The following is an 848-nucleotide window of genomic DNA, read 5'->3' as shown; positions in this document are numbered from 1 at the left end:
CGTTGCCAGTAATTTGAGAAACAGAACTAAATGGGAGTTTGGAACACAGAAATAAAAGGAAACGACACTACACTTGACATTTATTCGAACTTTTTCGATAAGTATAATAATGGAGGAAATCAAGTTTGGGTTTCGGACGAAATAAAAACGGAATTTGCTGTTTATTTTTCAGATTCAGACGACCGAAATAATTCATTATTTGGACTTGCTCTGGCTCAATGGGAAACAAAGTCTCTTGAACCCGAAATTTTAAAGCAAGTAAAAGAAATAATTGATAGCGGAACTGACTTGGAATTGTGGAAAGAACTTGGTGCAGATGAAAAGACAATTCAGGAAAGAAAAACCGAATTACAGAACTTTCTGAAATTAATATCGACTGAAAAACCAAAAGCGAAAAGAAGAGCTCGACCGAAATTTGAATTTACGACAAATGAACTCGTCCGAATTTCAACTGCTGACGGAACAAAGGAATTTAGAGTAAACGAAGAATTTACAAATGGAAAATATATCCATACAAGTGGAATAATAGAATGGAATTCTGGTGGTGGAGCCGGAATAATGTACTTTAATGGAGAAGGTAAAAAAGTTTCTGCCAAATGGATTGACAATAACAACTTGGAAATAATTCACGAACCGAATTTGAATTTTGTAAAAAAGGAGAATGAATCATTTTTTCGAGGAGATAAATCGATAATAAAATATAAAGTGGAATAAAAACTACTGGCAACACCGTATATAATTTATTGCTGGTACTAGCTTACTTACGAAAATCCTCGCGGATTTTCTATTCGGTTTTTATTTGCTAAATTACGTGCTAAACCACGCAACAAACCATATACAAACACGTT

The 848-nt window shown here is 33.8% G+C and carries 1 protein-coding gene; it reads left to right on the top strand.

All coding sequences use genetic code 11. The features are described from left to right. Positions 1-30: 30 nt before the first annotated feature. On the top strand, positions 31-714 hold the full coding sequence (locus tag Q0891_RS17190) for a hypothetical protein (protein ID WP_299103574.1): 684 nt from the start codon (positions 31-33) through the stop codon (positions 712-714). The last annotated feature ends 134 nt before the right edge of the window (positions 715-848 follow it).

Origin of the sequence: uncultured Winogradskyella sp. (assembly GCF_947498005.1) — a bacterium.
GTDB lineage: Bacteria > Bacteroidota > Bacteroidia > Flavobacteriales > Flavobacteriaceae > Winogradskyella.
The sequence above is the reverse complement of the archived record's forward strand: the minus strand, read 5'-3'. Positions and strand labels throughout refer to the sequence as shown.